We start from the raw sequence: 17,789 nt of genomic DNA on the forward strand, positions 1-17,789 counted from the left end.
CCGGAGCCGGAGGCCATGACCACTTCCTGTGAACCCCGCGTCGACTTCACGGTGCTCGACGCCGCATCCATCCTCGCCATCGCCATGGGCGGCACGCCGGCCGTGGACTCCCGGCCGGCGTCGGCCCACCCCCGCGTGGTGACCGGCGCCGCCGTGGTCGGCGCCTGGCGCAGCGCCGACGGTGTGGTTCAGCTCAAGCTGCGCGTCGACGGCACCTACGCCGGCGAGGTCGCGGGCCGCCGGCAGCCCGCCAAGGGCACCTACTGGGTCGACGGCGAGTCGGTGGTGCTGCACGACGACTCCGGCCTGCAGACGCCGATCCACGTGCTCGACGGTGAGCTGGAGATGGCCGGTCACCGCTTGCGGCCGGCCTGCTGATCGGGGCTGGGCCCCACGGGGTCCACCGCACAGGGGCCTAAGGCCGCTGCGGCCGTGGCCGATCGGGAGGGGACACCGAACAGGGAGGACGGCATGCGGCGCACCGGGATCGCGATCGTGCTGGCGGGAGCAACGCTGGCCCTCAGTGGCTGTGCCGCGCTGGGACTGGGCGGGGACACGGCCGGCGAGTCGTCGGCCACCGCCCGCGAGGGCACCAAGTGGATCAATGTGGAGGCGGGCCGGGCGACACCGTCGCCGTCCGAGACGATGGGGAGGCCGACCGCCACACCCACCGCGTCGCTCTCACTGCCGGCTCCCGACCCGAGCTGCACGAAGAACTGGACCCGGACCGAGGCCGTGCTGATCCCGGTCGAGGTGACGCCGGGCGCGGGTTCGCTCACCGTCGAGTGGCCCACCCAGTACGACTCGAACTACCGGGTCACCGCCGTGCCGCAGGCTCTGGTGTCCGGCGCTCAGCCGGAACCGGAGTGGAAAGAGGTGCCGCCCGGCACCGGCTGTGCGGTGAGCACCACACTGACCGGCCTGACCCCGGGCGCGGCCTACATCGTCTGGCTGGACGCACCGAACTCCGGCCGGGAGAGGGACGGAACCCGGCACCTCTACAGCGGCCGCTCCGGCGTGGTCTACCCGCTCTGACAGGCTTCGTGTGGGAAGTGCGGCCGAATTCGACAGGCCGTCACCACTGTGCGCCGGCGCGCTCCACGGTCAGGACCTCGAGGCCGGCCGGGCTCAGGCGGTACTTCGTCATGCTGGTCAGCGCGGGCCCGTAGACGTGCACGCTGATCGCCGGGCGCGACGAGCGGTTCTCGATCCGGTGGATGTGGTGGCTGCCGAACCGGCGCCCGGCGCCCTCGCCCAGCTCCCGTGACGCCACCCGGGGCGTCCGGTCGCGTACCGACACGGTGTCCTCCACCAGGGTGCCGCTGTGCAGGTAGAAGGCGCCCGCCGAGCCGCCGTGGTCGTGGATCTCGGTGCCCTGGCCGGGGAGCCAGGTGAGCAGCCAGACCTCGTAGTCGTCGGTGAGCGTGAGCCGGTGGTACCACCGCTCGACCGGGTCGAATCGGGGCGGCACCGGCCAGGCGCTTGCCGCGGCGGAGAACTCCTGGGCGATGGCGAGGTGGTCGGCGCGCACGATGCCTCCTATAAAACCTATGGACCTGATAGGTTTTACCACAAGATCACCTCGCGTGGGGCGGAATCCGGGATCCGGTGCGCGACCCGAAAGAGGCGTGGTGCGCAATGCCTCTTTCGAGAACTGACGCGAAAACTTCGTTGCGCGACCGTATGCGTACGCTGCGTTCATTGAATCGGCCCATCCGTCACCGGATCGGCCTACCCCGATCGGCCGTTCCGGCGAAATACGCTGCTCAGCCGGTCCCTGGCGAATAGAGAAAGCTATATGGTGACCAGCGCTGCCGAGAATCGGGCTCTGATGCCCTGACCACACCGAGGACGGACACGTGTTGAAGTCACGCCGCGGACTGCTTGCCGCCGGCATCACCGTCGCCGTGGTCGGCTCGATCGGAGTCGCCTCCACGCTGACCGCGGGCGCCGAGCAGATTCCGGCGCCGGCGGTGGCGCCCGCCGTCGCCGCCCAGGCGGCCGTGCCCGTGGCCGACCTCAGCCCGCCGGCGAAGCTGCCATGGGGCCAGCGCCCGCAGAAGATCCGGACCGGGCGTGGTGGGGCGACCAGCAAGACCCTCAAGGCGGCCGGCCTGGCCGCGGCCGCCCCCGACGCGTCGGGCCGCGAGGCCGAGCAGGAGTTCGCCCCGAAGGGCCGGACCGGCCGCAAGTCGGAGCGGACCAGCGTGATCCCGCCGGAGCCGCCGACCCCGACGCCGACCGCCGCCGGCGCCAAGCCGACCGTGTACTTCCACTACAACGTCGGCACGCAGGCCGCGGTCACCGAGGGGGCGTACGCCAAACTCACCATCGGCAAGCCGGTGCTGGACCGCGCCGACTATCACACGCTCGCCGAGATCGCGGTGCAGTCGGCCGACGGCACCCAGATCGTCGAGGTGGGCTGGAACGTGGACCGCGTCGTCAACGGCGACGACGATCCGCACCTGTTCGTCTTCCACTGGGTCAACGGCAAGTCGACCTGCTACAACGGCTGCGGGTTCGTGCCGTACAGCGAGAACATCCGCCCCGGCGACACCCTGCCGTACGACGTCACCAAGCCCTTCGGCATCCAGTACAACAACGGCGCCTGGTGGATCGCGTACGACACCGAGTGGGTCGGGCACTTCCCGGTGACCAACTGGACCGTCCCGTTCAAGCAGTCCGGCCTGGTGCAGATCTTCGGCGAGGTGGCCGCGGCCAGCCCGCAGCCGTGCACGCAGATGGGCAACGGCAGGGTCGGCGAGGACGCCACGTCGGCGCGCATCGGCAGTGTCACCTACCTCAACGGGCCCACCGTGGACCTCAACATCCGCAGCATCGGCGATGTCTACAGTGTCTCCAAGATGACCGGGCGCACCTTCCGCTACGGCGGCCCCGGAGCCTGCTGACCTCGATTCTCGACCTCGATGCCCGGTACCCGAAAGGGTGCCGGGCATCGACGTTTCTGGAAGTACGGGCAGCTCTTGAACCGGTCCACATGCCACGATGTACATCCGGGTGGACGGGCCTGACCCGAGGGGAGAGCTGGCGCCGATGAAGCGACGGGTGAGCCCCGACGAGCAACTGATGACCGCGCTCTACACCGAGCACTACGCCGTCCTGATCAATTTCGTCTCGCGTTACGTGTCGGACCGGCACAAGGCGGAGGATCTTGTTCAGGAGACGCTGTTGCGAGCCTGGAAGCACATCGACCACCTCGACCCGGAACCGGGACGGACCAGGTCGTACCTGCTCACCATCGCCCGCAACGTGGTGACCAACGCCTGGCGCGCCGAACAGCGCAGGCCGAAGCTGGTCGCCGACGAGAACGCGGTCAATTCGGTGCCGTCGGCTGACAATGTTGATCAGATGGTGGAAGGTTGGCTGGTGGCGGAGGCGCTCGAGCGGCTCTCGCCGGAACACCGGGCGGTCATCCAGGCGATGTACTACGAGGGGCAGAGCGTGGCGGATGCGGCGCGGAAGCTGTCGGTGCCGGAGGGCACGGTGAAATCGCGCGCCTATTACGCGGTTCGCGCGTTACGTACCGTCTTCGAGGAGATGGGGATGTTGCGATGAGCGACGTGGACGAGCACGAATCCCTGCACCGTCTTCTCGGTGGGTACCTGCTCGGTGGACTGGACGAGGCCGACACCGAGAAACTCGACGAGCACCTGCACGACTGCGCCGAATGCCGGGCGGAACTGGACCGGCTGGCGCCCGTACCGGAGATGTTGCAGAGCCTGCCGGACGCACGGCACCTCGGTGGTGGCGCGGCGCTGGCGGTCGGGCCGGCCGCACGGCCCAGCCCGCAGAACATCGAGAACCTGCTGAGCCGGATGCGCGCCGAGAAGTACAAGGAGACCCGGGTGAGCCGGGTGCGCTGGCTGGCCGCCGCCTCGGTCACGCTGATCGCGGCCGCCGCCATCGGCTACGGCATCATGACCAACACCGGCGACACCCCGGACGGCCCCAAGGAGCCGATCGCCCTGCCGAGCGCGGTCACCGCCCAGTTCCAGCCGGCCCCGGGCAACGGGCTCACCGGCAAGGCCTCGGTCACCCCGAAGAAGTGGGGCGTCGAGGTGACCCTGGATGTCAGCCGGATGTCCGGTGACGGGCCGTTCCTCTGCCTGGTCAAGACCAAGAACGGGGCCACGCAGCAGGCTGCCGCGTGGGGAGACACGGTGGACGGCGAGGCGAAACTGACCGGCGCGAGTTCGACACCGGCGTCCGACGTCGCCTCGATTCTGATCACCGACCGGAACGGCAACGTGCTCGGGACGGCGGCGTTGGCCTAAGCGATCCGCCGCACCGGAGCCGTGATCTCGAGGGGCTCGGAAAGGCGGGCCTGCCGGGCGGCGAGCATCGCCGCCCGGGTGGCCACCGCCGAGCGGCGCGCCGCGCAGGACCGATCGCCGATCAGCGCCTCCAGCCGGGCGGCGAGCTCGGCCCGGCTGAACGGCTTGGACAGGAAGTCGTCCGCGCCGGCGTGCAACGCGGTGGTCATCTGATGGCGGTGCACGTCCGCGCTCACCACCATGACCGGCAGCGACTCGGTGGTGGGCGACTCGCGGATGATCCGGCACAGTTCGATGCCCGAGATCCCGGGCATCCGCACGTCGATGAGGGCGGCGTCGACACCACCCTCGGACAGCAGCGCCAGCGCACCGGTGGAGTCGCCCGCCGCCACCACGTCGTAACCGAGCCGTTCCAGCACGAGGGTCAGGAGTTCGCGGTGGTCGGCCTCGTCGTCGGCGATCAACACGGTGGTCACGGGAGCCTCCAGGGTCTGCTGTCTACCCTTCGGCAGCCCTGAGGAACCGCTGAGCGCCAAATAGGGTGGAGGCATGCGTGCTGCCGTTTTCCACGAGCCGGGTCCCGCTTCCGTCCTCCAGATCGTCGACCGCCGGCTGCCACCGGCCGGGGCGGGTGAGGTGCGCGTGCGCATCGTCCTCTCGGCAGTCAACCCGACCGACACCGGCACCCGCGCCGGCCGCGGGGTGCCCGACGGCGTCGTGCCGCCCCGGGTGCCGAACCAGGACGGGGCGGGCGTGGTGGACGCGCTCGGCGAGGGCGTCCGCGGCCTGGAGCCGGGCGACCGGGTCTGGGTGTGGGACGCGGGTTACGCGCGGGCGGACGGCACCGCCCAGGAGTACGTCGTGCTCCCCCGCCACCAGGTGGTCCGGATGAACGACGACGTCCCGTTCGAGGTCGGCGCGGATCTGGGCATTCCGGCCCTGACCGCGCACCGCTGTCTCACCGTGGCCGCCGGCGGACCGGCCCGGCTGGAACCGGGCGCGCTGACGGGCCGGACCGTGCTGGTCGCCGGTGGAGCGGGCGCGGTCGGCAACGCGGTGATCCAGCTCGCCAAGTGGGCCGGTGCGACCGTGCTGACCACGGTCAGCTCGAAGGAGAAGGCCGACCTCGCGCTCGCGGCCGGCGCCGACGCGGTGGTGAACTACCGCGAGGAGGACGTCGCCGCCCGGGTCCGCGAGATCGCCCCGGCCGGCCCTGACCTCATCGTCGAGGTGGACACCGGGAACCTCGACCTGGACCTGGACGTGATCGCTCCCGGCGGCAACATCGTCGTCTACGTCGTCGGCGAGATCCACATGTCCGACGTCAAGGCGATCCTGAAGAACGTCAGCCTCGACTTCGTGCTGACCTACACCACTACGCCGGAGGAGAAGGCGAACGCCGTGTCCGCGGTCGCCGAGGCGGCGAACGCGGGCGCTTTCCGGGTCGGCGAGCAGGCCGGGCTGCCGATCCTCCGGTTCCCGCTGGACCGCGCGGCCGACGCGCACGAGGCGGTCGAGAACCACGCGGTCGGCAAGGTGGTCATCGAGGTGACCGCTCCCTGAGCAGGCTGTCGGCGACCCGCTCGACACCCCGGCCGTCCACCGCGGCCCATCCGCTCGCGGCGAGCGCGGTGCGTTCGGCCGGGTCGAGGAGCAGCCGCCGCAGCGTGGCGACCGAGTCGTCGCCGAACTCGCCGAGACGGCCCAGTCCGGCGGCGAAGCCGCGTGCGACGGTCCGGTCGTACCCCAGGATCTGATTGTCGACGACCCAGACCAGGGCGGCGGCCCGGCCGAGGCAGAGCAGCTCCCAGGTCGAGGTGCCGCTGGCGCTGACCACGAGATCGGCCTCGACCAGCAGCTCGGGCAGGCGATCGGTCGGGCCCAGGATGTCGAACCGCTGGCCGTCTGCGGCCTCGATCGCCTCCAGTTCGGCGCGCAGGCTCGCGTCGGCCGCGATCACTGTCGCCTCGAGAGGCACCGCGGTGTCCGCTAGCAGTCGCGCCACCTGAGGCGCGGCACGGTAGGCGTCGGTTCCGCCGAAGAAGGCGACGACCTTGGGGGTACGCCCGGAAGAGTGCACCGGCGGCGCGGGCGGCCGCAACCGCCGTACCGCCGAACGCAGCAGCGCGTAGTCGAGACCGGCCAGCCGCACGTCCCCGTAATCGAGCGAGGTGTCCAGGTTCTGGTCGACGTAGATGTCGGCGTCCTGTCCGCGCGCCTCGCCGTCGACGATCGCCAGCACGGTCCGCCCGGTCGCCCGGACCGCTTTGCTGTGTGCCGGCGGCAGCGTGTACGAGTCCACCACCAGCGCGTCCAGCCTCAGCCGTTCGACCGCCGCGACCAGTTCGGTCTCGTCGGCGGGCGCCGGATGCCGGGGCAGCCCGCGGGTGGCGAGTTGCGCCTCGGCCCAGGCCACCCCGCCCAGGTCGCTGAGGAAGTGCACCTCCACGCCCCGTGCGGTCAGCTCCTCAGCGAGGGCCACACACCGGACGAGGTGTCCTACTCCGGTCTTCGCTCCCGCGTCGCACCGAATCCCGATCCGGGGCGTCACGCTGTGCCGGCCTTGGCGTGCTCTCCCGGCCCTCGCGTGTGGCGTCGCCGGTCCGGTGCGGGCAGGTGCCGCTCGGTGCAGTCCATCACGCCTGCTCAAGGTCTTTCTGGAGGATGTGCGCGTTGAGCTCGGCCAGCTCCGGCCGGTGACCGAGGAACTCGGCGACCGCGGCGGCGGTGATCGGCTCGTCCCCGAAGTGGTCGACGATCGCCTCGATGAGCCGCCAGTCCTCCTCGGTGTCCAGGGTCAGCCGCAGGAACGACAGGTCCGGCTGCACGGTCAGGCCGATCACGTCGAACTCGGCCGCGTGCGTGTAGATGTACGAGGTCACGTGCGTGCGGTGGTGATCCTCGGCCAGCTTGTCGATGTCCTTGAGTACCGATGTCCGGACCACCTCGACGTCCAGCCCGCGTGGCAGGGTGCGGGTGATCGACGTGGTCAGGTAGTCGACGCCGGCCGCGTCGAACACCCGGTACGCCCGGGCGACCAGCCGCGGGTCGAGCAGCGGGCAGTCCGCGGTGAACCGCAGCACGTGATCGGCCGACCGGCCCTCCAGCACCCCGAGGAACCGGGTGAGCACGTCGTCGACCGGCCCGCGGTAGCACTCCACGCCGATCGCGGCGCACTCGGTCATCACGGCGTCGTCGGCCGGCTCGGTGGTGGTCGCCACGACCAGCTCGTCGACGACCCCGCTCTGCCGGGCGGCCTGGACCACCCGATCGAGGACGGTGCGCCCGCCCAGCTGCCGCAGGACCTTGCCGGGCAGCCTGGTGGATCCCATCCGGGCCTGAATGATGCCGAGGGTCGTCATGTCCGTCCTTTTCGGATTCGATTGCGGGCCGCACGGGCCAGGACGAGTCCGGCCTTGGCGGCGCGATAGCCGAGGTTGCCGCTGAACGCGGCGATCTGTGTCTTGGCGCGGCCCAGTTCGGCTTCGCGCTTCTCCAGTTCCACCTCGAAGAAGCGGGCGCGGGCCTCGGCGTCGGCGAGCTGCTCCCGCAGGGCGCGCATCTGCTCCTCGTGCTCTCGCCTGCTGTCCGGGAGGGTGTCTCCGGGATCGGCCAGGGGAACCGGCGCGGTGGTCAGCCCGGCGGCTCCGGCGAGAACCTCGGCGAGGCGGTCCGGTGCGGTGATACCCGGCCAGGGGTGGTGGTAACCACCGGTGGCCAGGGTGTGCGCGAAGCGGGCCAGCGCGTCCGGCCGCTCCGGCGTGAGGTCGAGTCTGGTGAAGCGGTCGCCGTCGACCAGCACGTCGCCGGCGTCGACGGTCGGCAGCGCGGCCATCCAGCCGGTGAGCAGCCGCCGCAGAGCCGGCAGGTCGTGGCCGAGAGCGGCGCTGAGCAGTTGCTCCTCCAGCAGCTTGCCGGCCGGCAGCGGGCCGTTCAGCTCCGGCGGGCCCTGCACCGCGCGGCGCAGCCAGCCGCCGTCGGGCGCCTTCGTCACCTCGGCGATCGAACCGCCCGGCCCGGCGATCAGCGCGGGCGGCACCGGAACGTTCTGGTCCGGGCGGGTGGCTCGCTGGGCGACGGCCAGCCAGGCGGGCGCCAGTTCGGCGCCGATGCCGCGGCGCACGGACGCGGCGGCGAGCCGCCGGGGGTCACTGAGGACGGACCTTCCCCGGTACGCCGGAGCGACAGCCGCCGCGGCCAGGGCGGCGAGCGCGTCAAGCGGCCCGTACTTCAGGGTCTCCGGGGTGACCAGCAGGGTCGGATGTGCCGGGAGCGGCCAGGCGGCGGCCAGCCCGGCGACCGGCAGGCCCTCGGCGCCGAGCAGGGCGGCGAGCCGGTCGGCGCGGCCGGGAGCGCTGCCGAAGTCGGCGAGCGGGTGCCAGGCGTCACCGGTCCGTGCCGCGGTCGGCACGCCGGGGTCGACCAGCCGGTGCACGCCGAGCTCGTTCTCGACGGTGAGCAGCAGCGTGCCACCGGGGCGCAGGGTGCGCTTGAGGGCACGGACCGACTCGGTCCAGTCCAGTTGCGGGCCCTCCGGGGAGCACAGGCGCCGGGCGCCGTCCAGGGCGATCACCGCGTCGTACCGGTCGGCTTCGGTGAGTTTGGACAGGTCGCCGCAGACCACCGTCACGCCGGAGAGCTCGCGGGCGGCCAGGCTCTCCGCGTCCGGCTGGGAGCGCAGCAGGCAGGTCACGTCACGCCGGTCGGCGAGCGCGCCGACCAGTTCGGCGTCGTGCGGGCCGGCGACCAGCACCCGGATCCCGGCCGGCAGCCAATCGATCAGATGCCGGTAGAGCGGACCGGCGGCGGGTGGGCGTTCTTCGGCGTAATCCGGCATCTCGCCACCGATCATCGTGATCATGCGGCGACCTTAGCGGGGAGCCCGGCGCCGAAGGCGGGCCAGCCCAGGATCGCGCGCAGCTCGGCCGGGGAGGCCAGATGGCCGTCACCCAGCTCGGCCAGCGCGGTGGCCCGGGCCGTCTCCGGATCGGGCGCGGTGCCGTGCAGCTCCGGCCACTCGCGGCGGATCCGGGCGGCGGTCGGCGTGTCCTCGCCGTCCAGGTACATCGGATCGCCGTACACCGCGGGGTCGCAACCGGCGGCGGCGCCGTAGAGGATCGCGGTGCTCAGCCGGTTCGACGCCACCCGTTTGTGCCGGCGCAGCTCGGCGAGCTGGTTGTGCAGGAAACGCGGGTCGGTCCGCATCCGCATGTAGCCACGGTAGCCGTGGCAGATGACGCGGCCGGATCGCTCGTACAGCGCCCGGATCCGCTCGTCCTGGAACTCGTTCCAGTAGAGACAGAAGGTGATCGGGCCGGGCTCGGTGGCGGTGATCTCGTCGATCAGCCGGTGGTGGTCACCGGAGACCTTCTGCCCCTCCCAGCCGTGGAACGGGTACCAGATGGTGCCCTCGCGCGGCTGCTCCGGCGCGTCGTCCTCGGTGGACCGCAGGATGTAGAGGAACGGCGCGCCGATCACGGTCGCCAGCGGGCGGTCCATCGACCAGGCCCGCCGGCGGGTCCGCTCCGACCAGACGAAGATCGGACGGCCGGGCGCGTACGGCGTACCCGCGCCCAGCCCGTCCACCACGTTCCATCCGTGCTGCAGGTACCCCTCGATCCGGGGCGGATCGCCGCCGTCGAGTCCGCAGTACTCGGCGAGCACATGGGCGTGCCCGTAGAAGTGGTTGCCGTGGTGCACCCGTTAGCTCCCGAGGATGCCGCGGAGCGCTTCCACCACGCGGTCCTGGTCGCTGTCGGTGAGGTCGGCGAAGAGCGGCAGCGAGATCTCCTCGGCGTAGAAGGCCTCCGCGTTCGGGCACATGCCCCGCTGGTAGCCGAGGTCCTCGAAGACCGGGTGCCAGTAGACCGGGATGTAGTTGACCTGCACCCCGATGCCGGCCGCGCGCAGCCGCTCGAACACCTCGCGGCGGCGGCCGTCGAGCACGCGCACCGGGTACAGGTGACGCATCGGGTCGACATCCTCGCGCTGCGCCGGAAGACGCAGGCCCGGGACGTCGGCCAGCAGCTCGTCGTAGCGTGCGGTCAGCTCCGCGCGGCGTGCCTTGAACCCGGCGAGCCGGCTCAGCTGCGCGCTGCCCAGGGCGCAGAGCACGTCGGGCAGCCGGTAGTTGAGGCCGAACTCCTGCACCTCGTAGTACCACCCGCCCTCGTCGGTGCGCCGCAGCCGCTTCGGGTCCCGGATCGACCCGACGGTGCGGAAGTCGCGCAGCCGGTCCACCAGCTCCGGCCGGGTCGAGGCGACCGCCCCGCCCTCGGCGGTGGTGAAGTTCTTCGTCGGGAAGAACGAGAAGGTGGTCAGGTCGGCGAGGGTGCCGACCGGACGGCCCTTGTACAGCGAGCCGATCGAGTGCGCCGCGTCGCCGAGCAGGAACGCCCCGGCGCTGTCACTGATCTTGCGGAGCGCGTCGTAGTCGGCCGGGACGCCGGCGTAGTCGACCGCCGCGATCACCTTGGTGCGCCCGGTCACCGCGGCCTCCACGGCGGCCGGGTCCAGGTTGGCGGTGTCCTCCTCGACGTCGGCGAAGATCACCTTGGCGCCGAGCATCGCCGCGCCGGACGCGGTGGCGACGAAGGTCATCGGCGTGGTGACGACCTCGTCACCACCTCGCACGCCGGCCGCGGCGTAGGCCGCGTGCAGCGCCGTGGTCCCGTTGGTCACCGTCACGGTCGGCGCGCCGGTGACCTTCTCCAGGTCGGCCTCGAACTGGGCGACCCGCGGCCCGGTGGTCAGCCAGTCGCTGCCCAGGGCCGCGACGACCGCCTCGACGTCGGCGGAGTCGATCGACTGTCGTCCGTAGGGCAGCATCAGTTCTCCGCGAGGAGGTTGCGCATGTCCTCGACGGTGAGCCAGAGATCGTTGTTGTCCGACCGGTAGTTGAAGCCGTCCGGAACCTCTTCGCCGCCGGGCGGGGTCTGGTAGCCCCAGCTCGCCACCACCGGCTGGACCACGTAACGGTCCTTGAAGCGCAGCGTGCGGCGGCTGTCGTCAGCGGCGATCATCTCCTCGTGGAGCTTCTCGCCGGGACGCATGCCCATCTCGTGGGTGGCGGCGCCGGGCGCGACGGCCTCGACCAGGTCCATGATCCGCATGCTCGGGATGCGCGGGACGTAGAGCTCGCCGCCCTGCATCACGTCGAACGAGTCGACGACGAACTGGACGGCCTGGTCCAGGGTGATCCAGAAGCGGGTCATCCGCTTGTCGGTGATCGGCAGGCTCTTGCCCTCTTCGGCGAGCTTGCGGAAGAACGGGACCACCGAGCCGCGGCTGCCCATCACGTTGCCGTAGCGGACCACGGCGAGGCGGGTCGGGTGGGTGGCGGCGTAGTGGTTGCCGGCGATCACGATCTTGTCGGCGGCGAGCTTGGTCGCGCCGTACAGGTTGATCGGGCTCGACGCCTTGTCGGTGGAGAGGGCGACGACCTTCTTCACCTCGGCGTTGATCGCGGCGTCGATCACGTTCTGGGTACCGTTGATGTTCGTCGCGACGAACTCCGACGGGTTGTACTCGGCGGTGTCGACCTGCTTGAGCGCTGCCGCGTGGACCACGTAGTCGATCCCGTGCATGGCCCGGGCGAGGCGCTTCTCGTCGCGGATGTCGCCGATGAAGAAGCGCAGGCGCGGGTCGTCGCCGAACATCTGACGAACCTCGTACTGCTTCAGCTCGTCGCGGGAGAAGACCACGATGCGGGCCGGGTCGAGGTGGGTCAGGGCGTACCTCAGGAAGGCCTTGCCGAAAGAACCGGTGGAGCCGGTGACAAGGATCGAGGAGCCGGCGATTTCAGACAAGGTTTTCTCCGGGGGATCAGCGAGTGGCCGATTCGAGCAGCCAGGTACGTGGCGGAAGCATAACCAGCCGCGCTGTCATTTCCAGCGGACCGCAAGAACGTCGCCCTCAGTTCACCTTGCGTTCATCTGCTGTTTGTCGCCTAGATCAGGAACCTAGAGGATTGTGGAACTCCTCTGTTCACCCGAGCATCCTGGAGTTACCACGTGACTGAGCTGCAGAGACTACGGGACGCGTTCCGTACCGCCCTCGATCTTCCGGCGGATGCGACCGTGGACGACCTGCGCTACCAGGACAACGAGAAGTGGGATTCGCTCGCACACATGTCGCTGGTCGCGACCATCGAGGACGAGTTCTCGGTGATGATCGACACCGATGACGTCATCGGCATGTCCAGCTTCGACGAAGCGGTGCGGATCCTCGGTAAATACGGGGTGGACGTCAAGTGAGCGTCGCCCTGGTCACCGGGGCGTCGCGCGGCATCGGCCGGGCCACCGCGCACCGGCTCGCCGAGCAGGGCTACGACCTGGTCCTGCACGGTCACGGCGAGGCCGGCGTCGCCGAGGCGGCGGAGGCCCTCAGCGGCAAGTTCGGCGTCACGGTCAAGCACGCGGCCGGTGACATCGCCGACCCGGCGACCAGCAAGGCCCTGGTCCGGCTGGCCTTCGAGACCTTCAAGCGCCTGGACGCGCTGGTGGTCAACGCCGGCACGCACGCGGCCGGCATGCTCGGCATGACCCCCGACGCCACTGTCGAGCGGCTCTTCGCGGTCAACGCCGCGGGCGCGGCGTACACCCTGCAGAACGCGGTCCGCCTGCTCGCGCGCGCGGAGAAACCGTCGGTCGTGCTGACCGCCTCGATCACCGGCACCCACGGTGTCGCCGGTCAGGCCGTCTACGCCGCCTCCAAGGCGGCCGTGGTCGGGCTGACCAAGTCCGCGGCCAAGGAGCTCGGCTCCCGCGGCATCCGGGTCAACGCGGTCGCTCCCGGCTTCATCGCCACCGACATGCTCGACACTTTGGACGAGGCGGGCCGCGCCGAGCGGATCGCCGACACCGCGCTCGGCCGGCTCGGCACCGCCGAGGACGTCGCCGACGTGATCACTTTCCTTCTCTCCGACCAGGCCCGGTTCGTCACCGGCCAGATCATCGGGGTCGACGGAGGCCTGACGCTGTGAACCTGCTCCACCCGGACGCCCGCGTCATCGACGCCGCAACCGGGGAGTCGCTGACCCCTGCCCTGATCGACGAGGCCGCCGCCGCGCTGGCCGGTGAGTCACTGGTCTTCATGCCGATGGAGACCACGGTCGCGGCGGTCGCTCGTTACCTGGCGGCGCTGCGGCTGGGCAAGCCGGTCGTGCTGCTCGACCCGGACGCCGACCACTCCCGGCTGATCGAGCGGTACACCACCACCGATCTGCACCCCGACCTGGCGCTGATGCTCACCACCAGCGGGTCCACCGGCGACCCGAAACTGGTGCGGCTCTCCGCCTCGGCGGTGCGGGCCAACGCCGAGCAGGTGGCCGAGAGCCTCGGCATCACCTCCGACGACGTGGCGATCACCACACTGCCACTCTTCTACTCGTACGGGCTGAGCGTCCTGCACTCGCACCTGCTGCGCGGGGCGACGGTGGTGCTCGAGCGCACCGGCATCATGCAGAAGGACTTCTGGACGGCGGTGAACGAGCACCGGGTCACCTCGATGGCGTTCGTGCCGTACCAGTACGAGATGCTGCGCCGCCTGCGCTTCGACCCGGCGAAGTACCCGTCGGTGCGGACCCTCACGCAGGCCGGTGGCCGGTTGCGCGCCGAGCTGGTGACCGATTTCGCCGGCCGGATGGCGTCCGCCGGCGGCCGGCTGTTCGTGATGTACGGCCAGACCGAGGCCGCACCCCGGATGGCCTGTCTGCCCCCGGACCGGATCGCCGACAAGCTCGGCTCGGCCGGCCTGGCGATGCCCGGCGGCGCCTTCGTGATCGAGGACGACGAGGTCGTCTACCGCGGTCCGAACGTCATGATGGGATACGCCGAGAACGCCGCTGACCTGGCCCGCGGCGACGACCTGGGTGGCGTGCTGCACACCGGTGACCTGGGCCGGATCGACGACGAGGGCTTCCTCTTCATCACCGGCCGGATCAAGCGGATGGGCAAGGTCTTCGGCGTCCGGATCAACCTGGACGACGTGGAGAAGCACTTCCCGGTCGCGGCCGTGGCCGGGGATGACAAGCTTCACGTTTTCGCCGAGAACATCACGGCTGACGAGGCCCGTGCGCTGCGTACCAAGATCGCCGAGTGGCTCGGCAGCCACTTCACCGGTGTCGACGTGCGCATTATTGAGGTCCTGCCGTTGCTCCCCAACGGCAAGACCGACTACCGCGCCCTGGAGGCGTCGCTGTGAGTGTCTTCACCCTTCCGCAGGCGGAGAAGGAGGCTGTGCTGCTGGCACAGCTCTCCGAGTTGACCGAGCACCATCGGGCCAACTGCGAGCCGTACGACCGCATTCTCGCCGCGTCCGGCTTCACCAAGGCCGAATCGATCGCCGACCTGCCGTGGCTGCCGGTCCGCCTGTTCAAGACGCTGGACCTGAAGAGCATCCCGGACGACGAGGTGTTCAAGGTGCTCACGTCCAGCGGTACCACCGGTGACGTCAGCAAGATCTACCTGGACAAGGCGGCCGCCGCCGAGCAGCAGAAACGCCTGGCCGCCACGGTGCAGACCGCGATCGGCCCGAAACGGCTGCCGATGATCCTGGTCGACACCAAGGCCATGCTGAAGGACCGCCGTTCGTTCAGCGCCCGCGGCGCCGGCGTGCTCGGCATGTCCACCTTCGGGCGCGACCACGTCTGGGCGCTCGACATGGACGGCCACGTCGACGTCGAGGCGCTGCGCGGCTTCCTGGCCAAGCACGGCGACCAGCCGTTCCTGATCTTCGGGTTCACCTTCCTGGTCTGGCTGCACCTCTACGAGGTGGCGCTGGAGCACAAGCTGGACCTGAGCAACGGCATCCTGATCCACTCCGGCGGCTGGAAGAAGCTGATCGACCAGGCCGTCTCGCCCGAGGAGTTCCGCGCCCGGCTGGCCGGGGTCGGCCTGACCAGGGTGCACAACTACTACGGCATGGTCGAGCAGATCGGCACGATCTTCCTCGAGGGGCCGGACGGCGGGGCGCTGTACTGCCCCGACTTCGCCGACGTGATCATCCGTGACCCGGAGACCTGGGCCGAGCTGCCGCCCGGCAAACCCGGCCTGATCGAGGTGATCAGCACCCTGCCCACGTCGTACCCCGGTCATGTCCTCCTCACCGAGGACCTGGGTGTGGTGCACGGCATCGACGACGGGGCCTGGCCCGGCAAGCGCTTCTCGGTGCTCGGCCGGCTGCCCCGCGCCGAGGCCCGTGGCTGCTCGGACACGTATCGGAGTGCGGCATGAAGTTCCGTTTCGGCGTCGAAGGCGACCTGACCGCCCCCTCCGACGACCGGCTCGCCGTCGGCGACCCGCGGGTGGTGGACTTCCTGGCCAAGCTGGCCCGCAAGCTCCTCGCCCCGGCGGTCGCCCGGCAGCACCCGGAGCTCGGCTCGCTCGGCTACTTCCTGCGCCCGGCCGAGCTGAAGCGCTCGGTCGAGCGGATGACCGCCCGGCAGGACGCGCTGGTCTTCCCCCGGGGCAACGTCTTCCACCTGCCTCCGGCCAACGTGGACACCATCTTCGTCTACTCGTGGGCGATCTCCGCGCTGGCCGGCAACCACAACGTGGTCCGGATCTCGTCGCGCTCGGCGGGTGCCGCCGAGGTCATCCTGGACTCGATGAACGCGGTGCTGGCCGACTCCGATCCGGTGATCGGCCGGACCCAGCGGATGGTCACCTACGGCTACGACGACGCGGTCACCGCGGCGCTGAGCAAGTGGTGCGATCTGCGGGTGATCTGGGGTGGCGACGCCGCCGTGGACACCATCCGCAAGCAGCCGCTGCGGCCGTCGGCGCGCGATCTCACCTTCCCGGACCGCACGTCCTGGGCGGTGCTGTCGGTGCCCGGCTGGCGGGCCGCCGACCCGGCCGCCCGCAAGGCCGCGGTCGTCGGGTTCGCCAACGACGCGTACTGGTTCGACCAGGCCGCCTGCTCCTCCCCGCGCACGGTCTTCCTGGTCGGTGCGGACGGGGACACATCGGAGGTTCGGTCCGAGTTCCTGGACCTGCTTCTCGGTGTCGTCGACCAGCGGGGCTGGACGGTGGACGCGGCGATGGCGGTGGAGAAGCGGGTCAACGCGTACGGGCTGGCCGCGACCGGCGCCGCCACCGCGCTGGACTTCCCGGACAACCGGGTGACCGCCGTCACTCTTGCGGGTACCGAACTGGCGCCCCGTCGATGGATCGGGGCAGGCGCGTTCCCCTTCGCTGAGGTAGGCTCCCTCATCGATCTGGTTCCGGCGATGAACCGGCAGGACCAGACGGTCAGTCACTTCGGGTTCACCCCGGCAGAGCTGCGGGCCTTCGCTACCGAGCTGGGCGGCCGCGGCGTCGACCGGATCGTGCCGTTCGGGTCGGCGCTGACCTTCGGCGCCATCTGGGACGGCTACGACCTGCCGAGTGAATTCACCAGACTGACCACGCTTCAGCCGTAGCAGGGCCGGGGGTGACCGGACCGGCTACCTTCCCTTCTGAATACCCCCGACCTTAGGTTGATTCCATGACCAACCCCCCTGGTCTCTCGGTCGTCATCCCGATGTACAACGAGGAACTGGTGATCCCGGCCCTCGTTGCGCGGTTGCGGCCGGTCCTGGACGCGCTCGACGAGACGTACGAGGTCGTGGCCGTGGACGACGGCAGTGCCGACGCCACGGCCGCGCTCGTCGAGAAGCACCGCCTGGAGTGGCCGCAGCTGCGGCTGGTCCGGCTGCGGCGCAACAGCGGGCACCAGGCCGCGCTCACCGCCGGCTTCCACCGCGCCCGCGGCGAGTTCGTGGTGACCATCGACGCGGATCTGCAGGACCCGCCGGAGACCATCGGCGACATGGTGCGCCTCTCCCGCGACGAGAACCTGGACGTCGTCTACGGCGTCCGCAGCGACCGCAGCACCGACACCATCTTCAAGCGGAACACCGCGGGGCTGTACTACAAGCTGATGCGCCGCATCGTCGGCCCCGACCTGCCGCAGCAGGCCGGCGACTTCCGGCTGGTCCGCCGTTCGGTGGTGGACGTGCTGCGCCGGATGGGCGACCAGGTCCCGGTCTACCGGCTGCTGATCCCGTCACTCGGCTTCACCTCCGGCACGGTCAGCTACGTGCGGGAGAAGCGGGTCGCCGGCGAGACGAAATACCCGCTGCGCAAGATGATCTCCCTGGCCTGGGACAGCACCGCGGACTTCACCGCCGCCCCGCTGCGGCTGGCCACCTGGCTGGGCATGACCGCTTTCGCCGGCTCGCTGATCTTCATGGTCTTCGGCGTCGTGGTGTGGGCCAACGGCACCGTCATCCCGGGCTGGACCTCGCTGTTCCTGGCGGTCCTGCTGTTCGCCGCGGTCCAGTTGATCTGCCTGGGCCTGCTCGGCGAGTACATCGCCCGGATCTACCGGGCCCTGCAGAACCGTCCGGCGTTCCAGATCGGGTACGACTCGGCCGACGTGACCGAGACACCGGTGGTCGCTGCCGTTCCGGCGCAGCGTACCCCCGCGACCATGCCGTGACCGTAGTGC

The 17,789-nt window shown here is 70.5% G+C and carries 20 protein-coding genes; 12 read left to right on the forward strand and 8 right to left on the reverse strand.

Annotated features, from left to right (window positions below; all coding sequences use genetic code 11):
* The first annotated feature begins 15 nt into the window (after nucleotides 1–15).
* Together Aut01nite_RS24340 and Aut01nite_RS24345 are read left to right on the forward strand one after the other, a co-directional pair.
* On the forward strand, nucleotides 16–378 hold the full coding sequence (locus Aut01nite_RS24340) for an Atu4866 domain-containing protein (protein ID WP_043522645.1): 363 nt from the start codon (nucleotides 16–18) through the stop codon (nucleotides 376–378).
* Nucleotides 379–471: 93 nt separating this feature from the next.
* A complete protein-coding gene (locus Aut01nite_RS24345) occupies nucleotides 472–1,035 on the forward strand; it encodes a hypothetical protein (protein WP_043522644.1) in 564 nt (187 codons plus the stop codon).
* 40 nt (nucleotides 1,036–1,075) lie between these two features.
* On the opposite strand, the gene Aut01nite_RS24350 is transcribed toward Aut01nite_RS24345, so the two are convergent.
* Entirely contained in the window at nucleotides 1,076–1,531 is a 456-nt protein-coding gene (locus Aut01nite_RS24350) for a cysteine dioxygenase (RefSeq protein WP_236642522.1), read from the reverse strand.
* Between the two features lie 328 nt (nucleotides 1,532–1,859).
* Here Aut01nite_RS24350 and Aut01nite_RS24355 point away from each other — a divergent pair, with 328 nt between their 5' ends.
* From Aut01nite_RS24355 to Aut01nite_RS24365, 3 genes are all read left to right on the forward strand, one after another.
* Nucleotides 1,860–2,909 (forward strand): neprosin family prolyl endopeptidase, encoded by a 1,050-nt coding sequence (locus Aut01nite_RS24355; protein WP_236642521.1) that lies wholly within the window; start codon nucleotides 1,860–1,862, stop codon nucleotides 2,907–2,909.
* A 145-nt stretch (nucleotides 2,910–3,054) separates the two neighbouring features.
* Complete coding sequence (locus Aut01nite_RS24360) at nucleotides 3,055–3,576, forward strand: sigma-70 family RNA polymerase sigma factor (protein WP_043522849.1); 522 nt, start codon at nucleotides 3,055–3,057, stop codon at nucleotides 3,574–3,576.
* Nucleotides 3,573–4,295: an anti-sigma factor family protein gene (locus tag Aut01nite_RS24365; protein WP_043522643.1), complete on the forward strand. Its 723-nt coding sequence runs from the start codon at nucleotides 3,573–3,575 to the stop codon at nucleotides 4,293–4,295. The genes Aut01nite_RS24360 and Aut01nite_RS24365 overlap by 4 nt, the downstream gene beginning before the upstream one ends.
* Here the strand turns inward: Aut01nite_RS24365 and Aut01nite_RS24370 are convergent.
* Nucleotides 4,292–4,771: a response regulator transcription factor gene (locus Aut01nite_RS24370; RefSeq protein ID WP_043522642.1), complete on the reverse strand. Its 480-nt coding sequence runs from the start codon at nucleotides 4,769–4,771 to the stop codon at nucleotides 4,292–4,294. The two genes, Aut01nite_RS24365 and Aut01nite_RS24370, sit on opposite strands and share 4 nt — an antisense overlap.
* Before the next feature lie 73 nt (nucleotides 4,772–4,844).
* Here Aut01nite_RS24370 and Aut01nite_RS24375 point away from each other — a divergent pair, with 73 nt between their 5' ends.
* On the forward strand, nucleotides 4,845–5,858 hold the full coding sequence (locus Aut01nite_RS24375; protein ID WP_043522641.1) for an NADPH:quinone reductase: 1,014 nt from the start codon (nucleotides 4,845–4,847) through the stop codon (nucleotides 5,856–5,858).
* Here Aut01nite_RS24375 and Aut01nite_RS24380 read toward each other — a convergent pair.
* The 6 genes from Aut01nite_RS24380 to pseB form a co-directional block, all read right to left on the reverse strand.
* On the reverse strand, nucleotides 5,836–6,846 hold the full coding sequence (locus Aut01nite_RS24380; protein WP_043522640.1) for a PseG/SpsG family protein: 1,011 nt from the start codon (nucleotides 6,844–6,846) through the stop codon (nucleotides 5,836–5,838). The two genes, Aut01nite_RS24375 and Aut01nite_RS24380, sit on opposite strands and share 23 nt — an antisense overlap.
* 85 nt (nucleotides 6,847–6,931) lie before the next feature.
* Nucleotides 6,932–7,657 carry a cytidylyltransferase domain-containing protein gene (locus tag Aut01nite_RS24385; RefSeq protein ID WP_043522639.1) on the reverse strand — a complete coding sequence of 242 codons (726 nt, stop codon included), beginning with the start codon at nucleotides 7,655–7,657 and terminating at the stop codon, nucleotides 6,932–6,934.
* A complete protein-coding gene (locus tag Aut01nite_RS24390) occupies nucleotides 7,654–9,156 on the reverse strand; it encodes a class I SAM-dependent methyltransferase (protein ID WP_043522637.1) in 1,503 nt (500 codons plus the stop codon). The genes Aut01nite_RS24385 and Aut01nite_RS24390 overlap by 4 nt, the downstream gene beginning before the upstream one ends.
* Nucleotides 9,153–9,995 (reverse strand): hypothetical protein, encoded by an 843-nt coding sequence (locus Aut01nite_RS24395; RefSeq protein ID WP_043522635.1) that lies wholly within the window; start codon nucleotides 9,993–9,995, stop codon nucleotides 9,153–9,155. The genes Aut01nite_RS24390 and Aut01nite_RS24395 overlap by 4 nt, the downstream gene beginning before the upstream one ends.
* A 3-nt stretch (nucleotides 9,996–9,998) precedes the next feature.
* Nucleotides 9,999–11,123, reverse strand: coding sequence for a DegT/DnrJ/EryC1/StrS family aminotransferase (locus Aut01nite_RS24400; RefSeq protein ID WP_043522634.1), 1,125 nt, complete (start codon nucleotides 11,121–11,123; stop codon nucleotides 9,999–10,001).
* Nucleotides 11,123–12,103, reverse strand: coding sequence for a UDP-N-acetylglucosamine 4,6-dehydratase (inverting) (pseB, locus tag Aut01nite_RS24405; RefSeq protein WP_043522633.1), 981 nt, complete (start codon nucleotides 12,101–12,103; stop codon nucleotides 11,123–11,125). Before pseB ends, Aut01nite_RS24400 begins: the two co-directional genes overlap by 1 nt.
* 204 nt (nucleotides 12,104–12,307) lie before the next feature.
* Between pseB and Aut01nite_RS24410 the strand changes: the two genes are divergently transcribed.
* The 6 genes from Aut01nite_RS24410 to Aut01nite_RS24435 all read left to right on the forward strand — a co-directional run bounded on the left by Aut01nite_RS24410 (nucleotide 12,308) and on the right by Aut01nite_RS24435 (nucleotide 17,780).
* On the forward strand, nucleotides 12,308–12,550 hold the full coding sequence (locus Aut01nite_RS24410; RefSeq protein WP_043522631.1) for an acyl carrier protein: 243 nt from the start codon (nucleotides 12,308–12,310) through the stop codon (nucleotides 12,548–12,550).
* Complete coding sequence (locus tag Aut01nite_RS24415; protein WP_052163213.1) at nucleotides 12,547–13,278, forward strand: SDR family NAD(P)-dependent oxidoreductase; 732 nt, start codon at nucleotides 12,547–12,549, stop codon at nucleotides 13,276–13,278. Before Aut01nite_RS24410 ends, Aut01nite_RS24415 begins: the two co-directional genes overlap by 4 nt.
* Complete coding sequence (locus Aut01nite_RS24420; protein ID WP_043522628.1) at nucleotides 13,275–14,498, forward strand: AMP-binding protein; 1,224 nt, start codon at nucleotides 13,275–13,277, stop codon at nucleotides 14,496–14,498. The genes Aut01nite_RS24415 and Aut01nite_RS24420 overlap by 4 nt, the downstream gene beginning before the upstream one ends.
* Entirely contained in the window at nucleotides 14,495–15,529 is a 1,035-nt protein-coding gene (locus Aut01nite_RS24425; RefSeq protein ID WP_043522627.1) for a LuxE/PaaK family acyltransferase, read from the forward strand. The genes Aut01nite_RS24420 and Aut01nite_RS24425 overlap by 4 nt, the downstream gene beginning before the upstream one ends.
* Complete coding sequence (locus tag Aut01nite_RS24430; RefSeq protein ID WP_043522626.1) at nucleotides 15,526–16,719, forward strand: acyl-CoA reductase; 1,194 nt, start codon at nucleotides 15,526–15,528, stop codon at nucleotides 16,717–16,719. Before Aut01nite_RS24425 ends, Aut01nite_RS24430 begins: the two co-directional genes overlap by 4 nt.
* Before the next feature lie 65 nt (nucleotides 16,720–16,784).
* A complete protein-coding gene (locus Aut01nite_RS24435; protein WP_043522624.1) occupies nucleotides 16,785–17,780 on the forward strand; it encodes a glycosyltransferase family 2 protein in 996 nt (331 codons plus the stop codon).
* Nucleotides 17,781–17,789 lie beyond the last annotated feature (9 nt).

It is taken from the genome of Actinoplanes utahensis, from assembly GCF_016862455.1.
Lineage (GTDB): Bacteria > Actinomycetota > Actinomycetes > Mycobacteriales > Micromonosporaceae > Actinoplanes > Actinoplanes utahensis.